The sequence below is a fragment of the Streptomyces sp. NPDC058880 genome, assembly GCF_042742535.1.
GTDB lineage: Bacteria > Actinomycetota > Actinomycetes > Streptomycetales > Streptomycetaceae > Streptomyces.
In genome coordinates this window covers 55,018-69,109 of sequence record NZ_JBHYMC010000027.1, presented here as the reverse complement: position 1 = coordinate 69,109, position 14,092 = coordinate 55,018, and the positions used below count along the sequence as shown (strand labels likewise).

Sequence of the window (14,092 nt, the reverse complement as noted above, 5' to 3'; positions counted from 1 at the left end):
GCGCCCGTGCCCGGAGCCGGCCTTCGGGGGCCCGACGTGACAGGGCCGCCCGGGGAGGTCTTCTCCCGGGCGGCCCCGTGTCCCTCTGTTGGTTCAGCCGCGGCTCACGCTGCCCTCAAGGGGTCAGAAGGTGAGCTTCCAGCTGTTGATGTAGCCGGTGTCCAGCCAGGCGGCGTCCCTGACCCGGAGCTTCCAGGTGCCGTTCGCGACCTCGGAGGAGGCGTTCACGGTGAAGGTCTGGACGATGTTGTCCGCGCTGCCGCCGCTGCGGTTGCGCAGGTTGTAGACGCTGCCGTCGGGGGCGACCAGGTCGACGATCAGGTCACCGACGTAGGTGTGGACGATGTTCACGTCCACCTTGAGGTTGCTCGGGGCGTTGCCCGTGCGGGTCACCAGGATCGGGGACTCGACCGTGGCGTTGTCCGTGATCTGGTAGTCGTTCGTGTTCTCGAAGACGTTCTGCTGGCCGGTGCCCACGGTCCAGGTGAAGGACGCCGTGCCGGTCTTGCTCTGCGAGTCGGTCACGGTGACGGTCACGTTGGACGTGCCCGCGGTGGTGGCCGTACCGGAGATCAGGCCGGTGGACGAGTTGATCGACAGGCCGGCCGGCAGGCCGGTCGCCGCGTAGCTCAGCGCACCCGGGTTGGTGCTGGTGGCCTGGACCTGCAGGCTGACAGCGGTGTTGACCTGGGTGTTCTGGTTGGAGATCGGGGTCACCGAGACGCCGCTCACGATGCGCGGGCCGACGTTGATGGCGGCCCAGGCGTTCGCCGCGTTGTTGTAGGTGGTCGAGCCGGCGCCGTACAGGTCGGCCGCCGCCTGCAGGGTCGCCGTGCGGGCGGCCGCGTAGTTGGTGTTCGACTTGAACAGACCGGTGGTCAGCGCGCGGAACCAGATCTTCGAGGCGGCGTCGCGGCCGATCGCCGTGACGGGCAGGCCGTCGGAGGTCGGCGAGTCGTAGCTCACGCCGTTGACGACCTTGGCGCCGGAGCCCTCGGAGGCCAGGTAGTACCAGTGGTTGGCCGGGCCCGAGGAGTAGTGGACGTCGATCGAGCCGATGCCCGAGTACCAGGAGTCCTTGGACGAGCCGTCCTTGCTGGGCTTGTCCATGTAGCGCAGCGGGGTGCCGTTGCCGCGGATGTCGATCTTCTCGCCGACCAGGTAGTCGCCGACGTCCTGCGGGTTGTTGGCGTAGAACTCGACCGCCGCCGCGAAGATGTCGGAGGTGGCCTCGTTGAGGCCGCCGGGCTCACCGCTGTAGGTCATGTTGCCGGTGACCGAGGTCAGGCCGTGGGTCATCTCGTGCGCCGCCACGTCGGTGGAGGTGAGGGGCTTGTTGTTGCCCTCGCCGTCGCCGTACGTCATGCAGAAGCAGGAGTCGCTCCAGAAGGCGTTCACGTAGCTGTTGCCGTAGTGGACCCGGCTGTACGGTGCCACGCCGTCGTTGCGCAGGCCGTTGCGGCCGTGCACGTTCTTGTAGTAGTCCCACGTGACCGCCGCGCCGTAGTGCGCGTCGGCGGCGGCCGTCTCCAGGTTGGACGGCTGGCCGTTGCCCCAGACGTCGTCCGGACCGGAGAAGAGTGTGCCGGTGCCGGAGGAGCCGCGGTTGAGGTTGTAGGTCTTGTGGTTGCCGCGCGCGGCGTCGGTCAGGTTCCAGGTGCTGCCCGACTGCGTGGTGCCGAGGGTCACCTGGCCGCTGTACATCGTGTTGCCGGTGCCGGTCTCGATGGCCTGCCACTCGGTGATCTTGGCGCCGGTCCTGGCGTCGGTCACCACGTGCAGCTCGTTGGGGGTGCCGTCGTGCTGGAGGCCGCCGACGACCGTCTCGAAGGCGAGCCTCGGGGCGCCTTCGGCCGCCCAGATCACCTTGCGGGCGCCCTTGGCGGGCTTGGCCTCCCTCGAACCCTCGGTGTTGGCGGCCGAGACCGCCTGCTTCTCGGCGGCGGCCGTGGTGACCGAGGCCTCGGTGGTCGCGACCTTGATCTCGTGGTTGGTCGCCCTGGTCACACTCTTGGTGACGCCGTCCTTGGCGTGGACCGTGAGGTCGCCGCCGAGTACGGGCAGGCCGTCGTAGGTCCGCTCGTACGTGGTGTGCGTCGTGCCGTCCGCATCCTGGACGACGTCGCGGACGACGAGCTTCTCGCCACCGCCGAGGCCGAGCGCCTTGGCGGCCTGCACGGTGGTCGAGTTCGCCTCGGCGAGGAGCGTCGCACGCTCCGATGCGCTGAGTACGCGGTTGGCCGCGCCCGGATTGGACTGAGCGGCCTTGGGTGCCGGTGACGCGGTGGCGTCGGCGGTGGCGGTTCCGGTCTGTATACCTACGGCGAGCAGGGCTGCCGCGGCAACGAGCGCGCCCGCCGCGGTGGCACGCCTCTGGGGGGTGGACCTCAACGCAGACTCCTTCTGCAAGGGGGGTTCCGGACGGCTGGGTGGGCCGCCGGGCAGAGCAGGTGCGGTGCGATGAACGCTCGAAGATTGCCACTTGGCGCGATGGATGTCAGGGCCGCGTCAAAAGGTTGGCCGGAAACGGTCCGTTGTTCGAAGATACGTATCCGGTATCCGAACCCTTCACCTTCGTGTGCAAGGTGCGGCGTTCGTGCGGTGTCCAAAATGCGGAAGACCAGCTACCGCTTGCTAACACTTGCGCAACAAGAGGCCGGGTTGACCGAAACGGCGTTTACCGTACGGGTGTTTGTCGTACTGTTTGCCGGTGCGGCAGATGTTCATCGCCAGGGGAAGCCATGGACACTTGCCACTGTCATAGACCACGTGCCAGGGGGGCCCATGAGGCATGTCCATTTTCCTGCGCAAAGAGTGGCCAGGGCGGCCCATGAGCCCCTGGTGCCCGTGCGGCGCCTCGGGGACAAGGCCCGTTGGTACCGTCCGGCCGCGATAGCCGCCGACTTCTTCGGCGCAGCCGTCCCGGTGGGGCTCGTCTTCGACGCGGCCCAGCAGGTACGGCCCGTCTACTGCGCCCTGGCCGCCGCCGTGGCGTGGACCGGGATACAGGCACTGCGCCGCCGGTACGCGACCCGGGCGCTCGGGGAGTCCCGCGGGGTGCTCCCCGTTCTCCACGACTGGCTGATTCTGATCGGCATCCTGGCCGTGGCGCGCGTGGTGACCGAGGAGGACACGCCCCGGCTGTCCGCCCTCGGGGCCCTGCTGCCCGCCCTGCTGATCACCGTCGCCTGCCACAAGCTGACCTACCGCCACCTCTCGGCCGCCCGCCGCGAGGCCCAGGCCGTGAGCCGCGTGCTGGTGATAGGAGAACCCGACGCGGCCGAGGACGTCATCGCGCACCTCGCCGCCCGCACCGACCACCCGTACGTCGTCGTCGGCGTCGTCCCGGTCGGCACCGGGCCGATCGCCAGCGGGGTCCCCGTGGTGGCACGGCTCGACGCCGACGCGCCCGAGGCGCCCGGTGTCGACTCCGAGGCCGTCCTCGGCGCGGTCCTCAGCCACCACGCCGACCTGGTGCTGGTGGCTCCCGGCGTGCGGATCACGGGGGAGCGGCTGCGCCGCGTCGCCTGGGCCCTGCACGACGCAGGCCTGGAGCTCGCCGTCTTCCCCGGCCTGGTGGAGGTCTCCGTTAAGCGGCTGGAGACCCTCTCCGCGGGCGGACTCGCCGTGCTGCGGGTCGCGCCGCCGGTCAGCCGCGGTGTGCAGACCCTGCTCAAATCGGTCCTGGACCGGGTGGGCGCCGCGGCCGGCCTGCTGCTGCTCTCGCCGTTCCTCCTCGGGATCGTCCTCGCGATCCGCTTCGGCTCGCGCGGTCCGGCCTTCTACCGCCAGCGACGCATCGGCCGCGACGGGGTCCCCTTCGTCATGTGGAAGTTCCGCACGATGGTGGTGGACGCCGACGCGCGCAAGGCCGAGCTGGCCGGGGCCAACGAGAACGACGGCCTGATGTTCAAGATGCGCCGCGATCCCCGGGTCACCCGGGTGGGCCGGCTCCTGCGCCGCACGTCCCTGGACGAGCTGCCGCAGCTCGTCAACGTGCTCGTCGGCGACATGTCGTTGGTCGGCCCGCGCCCGCCGCTGCCGGAGGAGGTGGCCCAGTACGACGAGGTCGAGCTGCGCCGGCTGACCGTGCGGCCCGGGATGACCGGACTGTGGCAGATCAGCGGCAGGTCCGACCTGTCCTGGGACGAGACGATCCAGCTGGACCTGCAGTACGTCGACAACTGGTCCTTCACCAGTGACGTCGACGTGATGGGCCGTACGCTCCGCGCCGTCGTCGACGGTCGCGGAGCCTACTGAGGGGCCGAGGCCGCCCGTGCGATCAGCTCTGCTCGCGCCACCACGTGTAGGTGGCGGCGATCCCGTCCCGGAGCGGGATGCCGGGCTTCCAGCCGAGCGAGGTCAGGCGGCCGACGTCCAGCAGCTTGCGCGGCGTCCCGTCCGGCTTGGAGGTGTCCCAGGCGAGCCGGCCCCGGAAGCCGGTCACCTCGGCGACCGTCTCCGCCAGCTCGCGGATGGTGAGGTCCTCACCGCAGCCGATGTTGACGGGCTCGTCGCCGTCATAGCGCTCCAGCAGGACGACGCAGGCCGCGGCCAGGTCGTCCACGTGCAGGAACTCCCGCCGCGGAGTACCGGAGCCCCACAGGGTGACCTCCTCGCGGCCTTCCGCGGCGGCTTCGTGGAAGCGTCGGACGAGGGCGGGCAGGACGTGCGAGGTCTCCAGGTCGAAGTTGTCGCCCGGCCCGTAGAGGTTCGTCGGCATGGCCGAGATGTACGAGGCCCCGTACTGCTTGCGGTACGACTGGACCTGCACGATGCCGGCGATCTTCGCGAGCGCGTAGGCCTCGTTGGTCGGCTCCAGCGGGCCGGTCAACAGGGCGTCCTCGCGGATCGGCTGCGGCGCCATCTTCGGGTAGATGCAGGACGATCCGAGGAACAGCAGCCGGCCCACGCCGGCGGCGTGGGCGCCGCCGATCACACTGAGCTGGATCTGCAGGTTCTCCTCGAGGAACTGCACCGGGTACGTGCTGTTGGCCATGATCCCGCCGACCTTGGCGGCGGCCAGCACGACAGCGTCCGGGCGGACGTCCTTCAGGTACGCCCCGGTGGCGGCGGCATCGCGCAGGTCGAGGTCGGCACGGCCGCGGGTGAGCACCTCGTGGCCGTCCGCGGTGAGCCGGCGGGCGACCGCGGACCCCACGAGGCCGCGGTGGCCCGCGACGAAGACGCGGGCGTTCGGGGGCAGGAGCGGCAGCGAACTTGTCATACCGCCGATGATGCCAGTCCGCTCCCGCCGGGGCCGCAGTGGTCCACGGCCCGGGACCGCGCCGCCGGTTTGGGCCCGGCCGGCGCGGCCGGCACCGGAACCGGGAGGGTGCCGGCCGGCGTCAGGACCACGAGACGGCGGATGCCCCGCAGGGGGCGCTCACCGACCGCCGTGTACGGTACGCATCCAGCCGCCCGGCCGCGGCCCGACCGCTCGGCGCGACGCCCCGCAGGGCCCGCTCCACACCCGCACCGAGGCGATGCCTCATCACGACACACAGCAACCACCAGCAAGGGGACCCCATGGGCAAGACCGCACTGATCACCGGAGTCACCGGACAGGACGGCTCGTACCTCGCCGAGCTCCTGCTCTCCAAGGGCTACACGGTGCACGGTCTCGTGCGGCGGTCCTCCAGCTTCAACACGGAGCGGGTCGACCACATCTACCAGGACCCGCAGACGGCCAACCGGTCCTTCGTCCTGCACCACGCGGACCTCTCCGACGGCGTCGCCCTGGTGAACCTGCTCCGCGACATACGCCCCGACGAGGTCTACAACCTCGGAGCGCAGTCCCACGTCCGCGTCTCCTTCGACGCCCCGCTCTACACGGGCGACGTGACCGGTCTGGGGGCGCTGCGCCTGCTGGAGGCCATCCGGGCCAGCGGTGTCGACACCCGGATCTACCAGGCCTCGTCCTCCGAGATGTTCGGGTCCACCCCGCCGCCGCAGAACGAGCGGACCCCGTTCCACCCGCGCAGCCCGTACGGCGCCGCGAAGGTCTTCGCGTACTGGACCACGGTGAACTACCGCGAGGCGTACGACATGTTCGCCGTCAACGGGATCCTCTTCAACCACGAGTCCCCGCGCCGCGGCGAGACCTTCGTGACCCGCAAGATCACCCGTGCGGTCGCCCGCATCAAGGCCGGCCTGCAGGACCACCTCTACCTCGGCAACCTCGACGCGGTCCGTGACTGGGGCTACGCCCCCGAGTACGTGGACGCCATGTGGCGGATGCTCCAGCAGGACGAGCCCACCGACTACGTCGTCGCCACCGGAGTGGCCGCGACGGTCCGCGAGTTCGTCGAGTCGTCCTTCTCGCACGCCGGTCTCGACTGGACCGAGCACGTGCGGTACGACGCCAAGTACGAGCGTCCCAGCGAGGTCGACGCCCTCATCGGCGACGCGTCGAAGGCCCATGACCTGCTCGGCTGGAAGCCGTCGGTCCTGGTGGCCGAATTGGCGCAGATCATGGTCGACGCCGACATCCGCCAAGTCGAGGACCAACTCGCGGGTGTGACGGTCCGTATCGATCGCTGAGGGCTTATATTTCCCCTACGATTTGCCGTGTTCCGGTCATGCAGGCGGTTCTGCGCCAGCGTGACCGGGGCATACGTGCCGTATGTCCCTAGTGCACCCTCCATGCTGAACCTTTGATTCCAAGTTGGTATGCAATGGGTCAAGGGAGGTGACCAGGCCCTCGCGTGAGCCCTAGTCTGCGCCAGATACATATGGCTGTTCGGATAGTTCCAGCCATCAAACCGGGCGATTGCCCTGGGGGGCTCATGCGTAGATCCAGAGGGCTGACTGCCGCCCTCGTACTGTCACTGGCCGGTGCGGGAACCGGGATAGGCCTGGTGCTGATGCCCCAGGCGTCCGCCATCACGGCGCCGGTGGCATTCACCGCCGACGAGCTGCCGACCTGGCAGCCGGACGGCATCGTCTGGGCGATGGCCCAGGCCGAGGGGACCGTCTTCGCCGGCGGCACCTTCTCCGCCGTCCGCCCGCCCGAGGGCGTCGCGGGTGCCGAGCGGGAGGCCGTGAACTTCGTCGCGCTCGACGCCGCGACGGGCAACCCGACCTCCTGCAAGCTGGCCTTCACCATCGGCGAAGGCACCGCGACGGTGCGCACGCTGGTCGTCTCGAAGGACAAGAAGACCCTCTACGCGGGCGGCTACTTCGGCGCCGTCAACGGCACCCCGGTCTCCAGCGTCGCGGCGATCGACATCGCGAGCTGCACCCCCAAGGCGGCCTTCCACCCGGGCTTCCCCGCCACCGTGCGCGGTCTCGCGGTCACCGACGACACCCTGTACGTGGCCGGCGACTTCAACACCGTCGAGGGCCAGGACCGCCAGCGGTTCGCCGCCGTGGACGCCTCCTCCGGAGCGCTCAAGCCCTTCAAGGCCGACGCCGACGAGCCGGGCCGGGCGATCGAGGTCACCCCCGACGGCAAGAACGTGCTGCTCGGCGGCGACTTCTTCACGATCAACAACTCCAACAGCCACGCGCTGGCCGTTGTCGACGCCATGTCCGGCGCCGTGAAGAAGACCTACAGCAACATCCCGTCGAACTCCGTCGTCAAGGACATCGCCACCGACGACACCGGCTTCTACACGGGCAACGAGGGCTCCGGCGGCGGCGTCTTCGACGGCCGCATCGGCCTGCGCCTGAGCGACTTCACCGAGAAGTGGCGGGACCGCTGCCTGGGCGCCACCCAGTTCGTCCTGCCGTACCAGGGCGTCCTCTACAGCTCCTCGCACGCGCACGACTGCTCCACCGAGCTGGAGTACCCCGACGGCAAGCGCCACTTCCTGCTGGCCCAGCCGACCAACCACGAAGGTGCCGCCCCCGCGCCCGTGGACGGCTTCGTGCGGGGCCCGGGCAAGCTCGGCTGGCACCCCACGGCCAACGACGGCCTCGGCGAGGGCATCGGCCCGCGCGTCATGGCGGTGGCCGAGAAGAACGACGTGAAGTACATGTGGGTCGGCGGTGAGTTCACCCTCATCAACGGCAAGGCCCAGCAGGGTCTGACCCGCTTCGCCTCCACCGGCGACGTCGGCGCCCCGACCACCCCGGTGGCCAGCGCCTCCAGCGTCAAGCCCGGTGAGGTCCAGGTCCGCTGGCGCACCAGCTACGACGCGGACGACAGCAAGCTGACCTACCGCATCTACCGCAACGGCTCGTCCACCCCGGCCGCCACCGTCACCGCCAGCTCGCTGGAGTGGGAGCGCCCGCAGGCCTCCTGGAACGACACCACGGTCAAGGCCGGCCAGTCGTACACCTACCGGGTGACCGCGACCGACGGCGCCGGGAACACCAGCGCCCTGTCGGCCACCACCAAGGTGACCGTCCCGACCTCGGTCCAGTCCTACCCGAACCAGGTCCGCACCGACGGCGCCGAGCTGTACTGGCGTTACGACGACAAGGTCAGCCCCTACGTCGCCGACACCTCGGTGTCCGGCAACCGCAGCGGCATCCAGGTCAACGCCCCCGCCCTGCAGCAGTCGCCCGGAGCCGTCCCCGGCAGCACGGCGATGGGCTTCAACGGGAGCAGCCAGCAGGTGCACAGCGACCGCCGCCAGTCGGTGGGCAACACCTTCACCATCGAGACGTGGTTCAAGACCAGCACCACGCGCGGCGGCAAGCTGATCGGCTTCGGCAACAACACCACGCGCAACAGCGGCTCCAACGACCGCCACATCTACATGACGAACACCGGTCGCCTGGTGTTCGGCGTCTACAACGGCTCGACCCGGACGGTCTCCACCGGCCTGTTCGACACCTACAACGACAACAAGTGGCACCACGTGGTCGGCACCCAGGGCCCCGGCGGCATCACGCTGTACGTCGACGGCCAGAACAAGGGCTCGCTGAACGCCACCAGCAACGGCACCTACGCCGGTTACTGGCACGCGGGCGGCGACAACCTCTCAGGCTGGCCGACCCGCCCGACGAGCAACTTCTTCGCCGGTCAGCTCGACGAGACCGCCGTGTACCCGACGACGCTCACCCAGGCGCAGGTCAAGAACCACTTCGACCTGGCCAAGGCCCCCACCGACACGGTCTCCACGGTCAAGGCGACCGAGGACACCTACATCAACCAGGGCGCCCCGAGCACCGCCTACGGCACGGCCACCTCGCTCGCCGTCCGCGGCAGCGGCTCGCTGTACCAGACGTACATGCGCTTCGACCTGCCGGCCGCCCCGGCCGGCCAGGTCCTGAAGGCCGCCTCGCTGCAGTTCAAGACCAACACCCAGACGGGTGCGGGAACCGCCGACACCATCTCGGTGCTCCCGGTCACCGGCAACTGGAGCGGCGCGAGCACGACGTTCAACACCAAGCCGACCCTCGGCGCCACCCCGCTCGGCACCCTCGCGGGCGTGGCCGACGGCTCGGCGGTGCACAACGTCGAGCTGGACACCACCGCGCTCACCGCGGTGCTGGGCAGCAGCTACAGCCTGGGCCTGACGAGCAACGGCAGCGACCCGCTGTGGATCTGGTCCTCGGAGTCCACGGCCGCTGAGGGCGCTCCGCAGCTGGTCCTCACCTTCGGCGCGCAGTAGCACCACCGAGGCAAGCGCCTGACGGAATGCGGGGCCCGGCTGCGTGGCCGGGCCCCGCATTCCTGCGTACACCCCGCGCGGGTGGACGCAGGAAAGCGGCCGGCCCTGATCCACCGAACACCCCCTTGAGTACGGGAGCCCCCGATGTACCGACGCTCCGCAGCGGCCGCTGTCCTGCTCGCCGCCGCACTGACGCTGTCCGCCTGCAGTTCGGGCGGGGACGACTCCGACGCCCAGGTGAAGGCGAAGCCTCCGGCCTCGTCGGCGGCCCCCGACCCGGCGGACGCCCCGGCCCCGTCGGCGCCCGCGCCCGACGCGAAGCCGACCGGTCCGGTCCTCCCCGACGCCAAGCTCACCCCGAAGACGGGCAGCTTCACGGCGGAGGAGAAGAAGTACCTGAGCGGGCGCGTCCCGGAGAAGATGGACCCGGCGGCCGTCCTGCAGACCGGCCAGGAGGCCTGTCAGCGGGTGGCGCGCACGGCCAAGCGCGACAAGGACGCGGCCACCGGCGCCGTCATCACGGGCGAGATCCCGGGCGCCAAGGACGCGATCACGCACCTGTGCCCGGACCAGAAGCCGATCCTCGCCGCTGCGGAGAAGGGCTTCCCCGAAGGGCCCCGCACCTCTCCCGCGGCGGGCGGCTACCGCGCGCTGACCCAGGCCACGAACTGCACCTGGGAGGCCAAGGGCAAGGACGGCTCGGTGCTCGCCTCGGGCCCCGAGACCCCGCCCAAGGCCGGTGACAAGATCACGGCCACGATCCCCGCGGGTACCGCGGAGTTCAACTCCTCCGGCTGCTACGCCTGGATCCCCGCATAACACCCGCAGTCGCGACAACGCCTCTCGGGACCGGTACTTCCGGTCCCGAGAGGCGTTTTCGCGTCCGGTACCCGGGTACCCGCGCGGTCACAGTCACCACACCGGAAGAGGGACCCATGGGCATCGGCGGATGCATAGGCCTGATCGTGGTGGGCGCCATCCTCACCTTCGCCAGCGACTGGGAGATGGAGAGCGTCAACCTCGACCTGGTCGGTCTGATCATGATGGCGGTGGGCGGGATCGGCCTCGCCGTCTACACCAGCATCTACAAGCGGCGCCGGACCGCCGGTGCGATTCCGGTGGTGGAGGAACACCGCCGGGACGTCATCTGACCCGGCGGCCCCGCCTCATCGGCGCAGCGCGGCCTCGTACACCGGCAGCAGCGTGTCGACGACGGCGTCCATGGAGAAGGAGCCGGTGGCCAGCTCACGGGCCGCCAGCGAGGCCTCGCGGCCCGCCCGCGGGTCCAGCAGCTCCAGGACCGCCGCGGCCACACCCGCCGGACCGGGATCGACCGCGCGGCCCGCCCCCGACCCGGCGATGTCCCGCGCCAGCCCGTTGGAGTGCGTCACCACCGAGGGGACGCCCACCGCGAGGGCCTCCAGGACGGACATGGGGAACGGCTCGTCCACCGAGGGCAGGACGTAGACGTGGGCCCGGCGCAGCTCCGCGAGCACCTGCTCGCCGGACAGCGCCCCGGGCACCGTGAACCGGTCCGTCAGGCCCAGCGCCCCGATCCGGGCCCGCACGGCCGCCAGCTCGCCCTCGTCCGGACCCGCGACCACGAAGTGCGCGTCCGGGTGGGCCGCGAGCACGGCCGGGGCGGCGTCCACGAAGTCCACGGGGCGCTTGCGGGCCTGCAGGCGAGCGGAGTACAGGATCCGCGGCGGGCCCTGCGGCGCGGGCCGCTCCGCCTGCGCCGGAGTCCCGTTGACCAGCCGGACCGTGTTCGCCAGCGGCGCGCCGACCACCGCGTCCAGGCCCTCCCGCTCGTGCGGGGTCAGGTACAGCACCGCGTCCGCGCCGCGCAGCAGCCGGCGCACCGCCACCGCGTCCAGCACCTTCGCCAGGAGCTTGTCGCTCGGGTCCACCATCCCGTGGGTCTGGAGGACCAGCGGCTTGCCCGCGCGCAGCGCCGCCAGCGCCACCGGCAGGGTCACCAGGTCGCGCGCCAGATGGACGTGCACCACGTCGGCGTCGCGCACCAGACGCCCGGCCGAGGCCAGCAGTGCCGGCGAGGTCATCCCGCTGAAACCGAGGGGGAGCAGCCGACGGGCCGGAAACAGCTTCGCGGGCACGCCCTCCACGGCGGTGGGCCACGCGTCGAATCCGTCGCCCAGCGCGAGCAGCCGCGCCTCGTGGCCGCGGGCCCGCAGCCCCTTCGACAGGTTCAGCGCGACCCGCACGGGCCCGCCGAAGGCGTGCGAGGGGGAGTGCAGGGTGACGGCGTGCAGGATTCTCGTCGCGGCACTCACTTGGGCTCCTCCACCGGGCGGCGCCGCCCGTCCTGGGTCTGCAGGGTCAGTTCCGGCAGGTCCTTGTGCACGACGGCCCCGGCGCCCGCGACGGCACACCGGCCTACGGTCACCCCGGCCAGCACGGTCGCCCGCACCGCCACCCAGGCGCCGTCCTCGACGGTGATCGGCGCGTTGCGGTAGCGGAAGTCGGCGGCCCGGTGGTCGTGCGAGCCGGTGCACAGCATCGCCTCCTGCGAGAGGCACACGTGCGAACCGATGGTCACCGGCTCCAGGTTGAGCACCCAGACCCCCTCGCCGATCCAGGCGTGGTCCCCGACGGTGAGCTTCCAGGGCCACAGCACGCGGACCTTGTGCCGGATCAGCACCCCCTCGCCGATCCGCGCCCCGAAGGCCCGCAACAGCGCCACCCGTAGCCGCGCCGGACAGAACCAGGCCATGAAGACCGTGTTCATCACGGCGAACCAGAGGGCCTGCGTCAGCAGCCCGCGCCCCTTGTCGTACCCGGCCAGCGTGAAGGAAGGAAGGTCACGCAACACAAGCCCCCATCGTGCACTCGGCCGCGGCCTCCCCGGGCGCGGCCCGCTCAGACTAGACTGCGCGCGGACCAGGCACATCGGGTGGGGGCGGGCAGTGACGACGGACATACGCAAGCCCCCGGCGGCTCCCGCCGAACCGGCCGTCCCGTCCCCCTTCGAGGACGAGAGCATCTGGGGCCGCGAGACGCTTCCGCGCACCCTGCTCTCTCGGGCCCTGTCCGTCCCACTCGCCCTCGGTTTCACCGTCTTCCTGCCGCTGTTCGTCGCCGCCCAGACCGGTGCCGGCGTCCGCGACGCGGCCTTCTGGCTGCAGCTGCTGCTCACCATGTACGCGGGCGCACGGCTCTCCGCGATGGTGCTCACCAGCCGGCGCAAGCTGCTCCAGGGCTCCTTCTGGCTCTTCGTCTACATGGCCATGGGCGTGGCCCCGCTCGCGCAGGCCGTGCTCGGCCAGGTCCCGACGCCGGTCGTCGGCCCGCGCTCGGACCTGACCCTCGCCATCGGGCTGGTGCTGCTCGGCTGCACGGCCTTCGACGTCGGCGTGCTGCTGGCCCGCCACCGGCCCGCCGGGCGCGCGGGCGGCTCCCAGAAGGAGTCGAGGCCCGTCATGGCGCACCGGCGCCGCCTCCAACTCCTGACGATCCTGTCCTTCCTCTGCAGCGCCGCCTTCATCATGAAGCTGGGCGGCCCGGCGGTCTTCTTCTCCAGCCGCCAGGAGATCATCGCCGGCATCGAGGAGGCGGGCGTCTCCAACGGCGACGGCCAGGCCGGCCAGGCGCTGCTGCGCGGTTTCGGCACGGTGCCGGCCCTGCTCTCGCTGCTGCTCTACACACGCTGGCTGATCACCTCCAAGTTCGCCCGCCGCAAGGTGTCGATCATCGTCACGTGGGCGGCGCTCGCCGGTCTCAACCTGATCGTCAACAATCCCATCTCGAACCCGCGGTACTGGTTCCTGACGGTCATGTTCGCGCTGCTGTTCACCGTCTTCCCGGTGAGCGCGGCGATGTACCGGGTGGCGCTGTCGATGGCGGTGATCGTCGCCCTCCTGATCTTCCCGTTCGCGGACCGCTTCCGGTACGACGAGAAGAACTACCGGCCGGTCGAGACGACGTCCTTCCTGGAGCCGATGGCGCTCAAGGACTATGACCAGATCGGCATGTTCGCCAACACCATCACCTTCTCGGAGTCGGGTCCCGGTCACTTCTACGGCCGCCAGCTGGCCGGGTCGATCTTCTTCGCCGTGCCCCGTTCGGTCTGGGAGAGCAAGCCGCGCGACACGGGCGTGATGGTCGGCCAGTGGATGGGCACGGTCAACACCAACCTCTCCTCCCCGATCTGGGCGGAGCTGTGGATCGACTTCGGGCCGCTGGGGATGGGGGCCGGGCTGCTGGGCATGGGCTATGCCGCCGCCCGCGTCGACCGGCGCTACGCGAAACGCGCCACCCGGAAGTCGCCGCCGGGCAGCCTGATCTCGGTGGTCGTCCCGCTGGTCGCGGGCTACTCCTTCATCCTGCTGCGCGGACCGCTCCTCCAGGCGTCGGGACGCGTCGCGATCGCGGCCCTCTGCCTCGCGCTGGTCGCGACCTACCGCACGGACAAGTCCACCACCCTGCGCTGACGCAGCCACCGGATCCGCCGGACCCGGGATGCGTCCGTGCCCGGCCGTCGCCCCGCTGTCGGGGCCGTGGGGCCG

The 14,092-nt window shown here is 70.7% G+C and carries 10 protein-coding genes; 6 read left to right on the top strand and 4 right to left on the bottom strand.

Features of this window, described 5'->3' with window-relative positions:
- Nucleotides 1-123: 123 nt before the first annotated feature.
- Nucleotides 124-2,391 carry a M4 family metallopeptidase gene (locus tag ACFW2G_RS17835; RefSeq protein ID WP_384581034.1) on the bottom strand — a complete coding sequence of 756 codons (2,268 nt, stop codon included), beginning with the start codon at nt 2,389-2,391 and terminating at the stop codon, nt 124-126.
- 393 nt (nt 2,392-2,784) lie between these two features.
- Here ACFW2G_RS17835 and ACFW2G_RS17830 point away from each other — a divergent pair, with 393 nt between their 5' ends.
- Nucleotides 2,785-4,260, top strand: coding sequence for a sugar transferase (locus ACFW2G_RS17830; protein ID WP_078557010.1), 1,476 nt, complete (start codon nt 2,785-2,787; stop codon nt 4,258-4,260).
- A 22-nt stretch (nt 4,261-4,282) separates the two neighbouring features.
- Here the strand turns inward: ACFW2G_RS17830 and ACFW2G_RS17825 are convergent, their stop codons facing one another.
- Nucleotides 4,283-5,227, bottom strand: coding sequence for a GDP-L-fucose synthase (locus ACFW2G_RS17825; protein ID WP_037928038.1), 945 nt, complete (start codon nt 5,225-5,227; stop codon nt 4,283-4,285).
- 302 nt (nt 5,228-5,529) lie between these two features.
- Here ACFW2G_RS17825 and gmd point away from each other — a divergent pair, with 302 nt between their 5' ends.
- From gmd to ACFW2G_RS17805, 4 genes are all read left to right on the top strand, one after another.
- Nucleotides 5,530-6,543, top strand: a complete 1,014-nt coding sequence (gene gmd, locus ACFW2G_RS17820; protein WP_384445541.1) for a GDP-mannose 4,6-dehydratase — start codon at nt 5,530-5,532, stop codon at nt 6,541-6,543.
- A gap of 245 nt (nt 6,544-6,788) precedes the next feature.
- Nucleotides 6,789-9,566, top strand: coding sequence for a DNRLRE domain-containing protein (locus tag ACFW2G_RS17815; RefSeq protein ID WP_384445543.1), 2,778 nt, complete (start codon nt 6,789-6,791; stop codon nt 9,564-9,566).
- Between the two features lie 144 nt (nt 9,567-9,710).
- The gene (locus ACFW2G_RS17810) at nt 9,711-10,385 is read left to right on the top strand and encodes a hypothetical protein (protein ID WP_037928041.1); all 675 of its coding nucleotides are present in this window, start codon (nt 9,711-9,713) and stop codon (nt 10,383-10,385) included.
- A 116-nt stretch (nt 10,386-10,501) separates the two neighbouring features.
- Nucleotides 10,502-10,717: a DUF6458 family protein gene (locus ACFW2G_RS17805; protein WP_031148400.1), complete on the top strand. Its 216-nt coding sequence runs from the start codon at nt 10,502-10,504 to the stop codon at nt 10,715-10,717.
- Nucleotides 10,718-10,732: 15 nt separating this feature from the next.
- Here the strand turns inward: ACFW2G_RS17805 and ACFW2G_RS17800 are convergent, their stop codons facing one another.
- Together ACFW2G_RS17800 and ACFW2G_RS17795 are read right to left on the bottom strand one after the other, a co-directional pair.
- Complete coding sequence (locus ACFW2G_RS17800; RefSeq protein WP_384581032.1) at nt 10,733-11,860, bottom strand: glycosyltransferase; 1,128 nt, start codon at nt 11,858-11,860, stop codon at nt 10,733-10,735.
- Entirely contained in the window at nt 11,857-12,396 is a 540-nt protein-coding gene (locus tag ACFW2G_RS17795; RefSeq protein WP_037928045.1) for a WcaF family extracellular polysaccharide biosynthesis acetyltransferase, read from the bottom strand. Before ACFW2G_RS17795 ends, ACFW2G_RS17800 begins: the two co-directional genes overlap by 4 nt.
- A gap of 97 nt (nt 12,397-12,493) precedes the next feature.
- Here ACFW2G_RS17795 and ACFW2G_RS17790 point away from each other — a divergent pair, with 97 nt between their 5' ends.
- A complete protein-coding gene (locus ACFW2G_RS17790) occupies nt 12,494-14,017 on the top strand; it encodes a hypothetical protein (protein ID WP_384445549.1) in 1,524 nt (507 codons plus the stop codon).
- Nucleotides 14,018-14,092: the final 75 nt, after the last annotated feature.

What these genes read in the sequence shown, in the direction of transcription:
- ACFW2G_RS17830 (WP_078557010.1), top strand. Translation starts at nt 2,785, where the DNA reads ATGAGGCATGTCCATTTTCCTGCGCAAAGAGTGGCCAGGGCGGCCCAT.
- ACFW2G_RS17825 (WP_037928038.1), bottom strand. Translation starts at nt 5,227, where the DNA reads ATGACAAGTTCGCTGCCGCTCCTGCCCCCGAACGCCCGCGTCTTCGTC.
- gmd (WP_384445541.1), top strand. Translation starts at nt 5,530, where the DNA reads ATGGGCAAGACCGCACTGATCACCGGAGTCACCGGACAGGACGGCTCG.
- ACFW2G_RS17815 (WP_384445543.1), top strand. Translation starts at nt 6,789, where the DNA reads ATGCGTAGATCCAGAGGGCTGACTGCCGCCCTCGTACTGTCACTGGCC.
- ACFW2G_RS17810 (WP_037928041.1), top strand. Translation starts at nt 9,711, where the DNA reads ATGTACCGACGCTCCGCAGCGGCCGCTGTCCTGCTCGCCGCCGCACTG.
- ACFW2G_RS17805 (WP_031148400.1), top strand. Translation starts at nt 10,502, where the DNA reads ATGGGCATCGGCGGATGCATAGGCCTGATCGTGGTGGGCGCCATCCTC.